The organism is Bartonella sp. AA86SXKL (assembly GCF_042196885.1).
In genome coordinates this window covers 1-1,961 of sequence record NZ_JBHIRE010000068.1, presented here as the reverse complement: position 1 = coordinate 1,961, position 1,961 = coordinate 1, and the positions used below count along the sequence as shown (strand labels likewise).

Genomic DNA, 1,961 nt, shown 5'->3' with positions numbered 1-1,961 from the left:
TACACTTTTGGGCAAATACCTCCTGGAAGTGGTCCTTGGAAAGAAGCATGGCAAATATTTAAGGGCTACCCCAGTGTTCATGCTTGTTATGGTCATGCCGGTGATGAGTGCACATCGCTTTATGGATTACCTAATCGTACGCCAATTTATTCAAAATATTCAGGGAGGAAAAAATGAAACAAATCTTGAAATTATTAAGCGGAATAGTTTTGGTTAGTGTAGCTGGATGTAACATCGATAAGCCTCCTCCAGGGTATCTAAGTATGTGGGAGAAGTCTGGAGCAGATTTTACGGAGATAGGAAAAGCATTGTTAGAATGTGGTATGCCAACCCCTTATGATGTTTTTCCAGAAAACCAACAGCAGAGCATTAATGCTAAAGCAACAACTTATGCCTGCATGCTCCAAGCAGGATTCCACTATAAAGGGAGAGGTAACTGGTGTTATACTTTTAAAGAGAAAAACTTGCCGATTTGTCGTCCAGGTGCTGTCATACCACAGCGCAGTGTCAAGAAGCGCTTAAACAGCCCTTTTTGTACAAAGCATCCAGAACAACCTGAATGCGAGCCTTAAGTCTTGCTGTTTGTGATAATCAACAATCCGCCATCCTTGCATTTGCTTGGAATGGCGGGATTGTTTCCTCAACCAACCATTTCAATATTGTTCACCGTTGTTTAAACAGCGATGACAGGAAATATCAACAGGCTTATGAGCTTTTTTATTGTAAATAAATCCATTGAAAGAGGGGAATAATGAAGAAAATCTTAAAACTGTTGAGTTGTATAGCTCTGTTAAATACAGCTGGATGTGTTAACTCAATTCCCTCACTTTCTCCAGCATTATGGAGAAATAAAATACTTTTAGAATGTGGAGTACCGGACCTTAATAAGGTTGTGGCGCTAGATTTGAATCAATTTGCCAGTATTGAAATGTGTATGGCGCAATCAGGTTTTCGCCCTAGCTTTACAATACAAGATTGGTGTGAAAACCATAAATCGGACAACCTTCCCATATGTCGTCCTGGTGCTGTCATGCCTCAGCGAAGTGTTGAGAGACGCTTAAATAGCCCTTATTGTAAAAAGCATTCAGAACAACTTGAATGCAAACCTTAAGTCTTGCTTCAGCAGAGAAAGCCTTGTCCGTCCTTACGTGATAAGGTTTTTTTTATGCCGCGTCGTTATAACGTTGCTGTTTTGCTTGCTCGATGACATTCAAAAGATCCGATTGTAACCAACGGGATAAAAAGCCAAATTTTAAAGGTTTTGGGAGAGAGCCATTGGTTACATGACGGCGGAATGTTGAAACACTCATATGAAGCAATTTTGCACTTTCACGGTCAGTTAAAAGAATATCATTTTCTGTCATTCTAAAATCCTTTCACTATAAAAACAAAAACAAATCATAATCATTTATTAACCACATTTTGGTTCATTTAGAAAGATATTTTATTCATAGAAAACAATATTTTATTATACAATTTCTAATGTGATAATTTATGAGTCTTATTGAGAGAGAATGAGAGAGAAGAGAGCTAAAGTTATCCACAGATAATGGGGTTATTCACCCCATATTTTAGGTTTGACCCGTGACATAAGCCGCCCATTTATCCATATAGACACGGCGCTGTTCTAGATAGTCAGTACGACGATAGGAGCGCTCTACTTGTCCTCCTACTGTATGACTTAGAATAGTTTCAGCGACCTCATAGGGGGCATCGGTTGTTTCTGCTAGCCAATCGCGTAAACTAGAGCGAAAACCATGCGGGCAGGCTTCAAGTTTATTGTCTCTCATATATTGAGCCATACACTTCTCAGCGAGGGGACCGCGACCTTTAGCAGAAAAAAAGAAATCATTACGAGAAAGCAATCGTGCTTGTTTTAAAATGTCTAATGCTTCAGTTGATAAAGGCACGCGAAATTCTTTTGTTGTATCACGCTTGCCTTTCATATTTTCAGCAGGTAT

General features: G+C 39.3%; 4 protein-coding genes. 2 read left to right on the top strand and 2 right to left on the bottom strand.

The genetic code is table 11. From position 1 onward, the window contains the following. Positions 1–173 precede the first annotated feature (173 nt). Positions 174–572, top strand: coding sequence for a hypothetical protein (locus ACFIO5_RS09725; RefSeq protein WP_375620636.1), 399 nt, complete (start codon positions 174–176; stop codon positions 570–572). Between the two features lie 179 nt (positions 573–751). After that, positions 752–1,111, top strand: a complete 360-nt coding sequence (locus ACFIO5_RS09720) for a hypothetical protein (protein WP_375632751.1) — start codon at positions 752–754, stop codon at positions 1,109–1,111. Between the two features lie 52 nt (positions 1,112–1,163). On the opposite strand, the gene ACFIO5_RS09715 is transcribed toward ACFIO5_RS09720, so the two are convergent. Further along, complete coding sequence (locus tag ACFIO5_RS09715) at positions 1,164–1,364, bottom strand: helix-turn-helix transcriptional regulator (protein ID WP_015856172.1); 201 nt, start codon at positions 1,362–1,364, stop codon at positions 1,164–1,166. Between the two features lie 207 nt (positions 1,365–1,571). Next, positions 1,572–1,961 (bottom strand): tyrosine-type recombinase/integrase (locus tag ACFIO5_RS09710; protein WP_375705290.1); only part of this gene is annotated, 390 nt, incomplete at its 5' end.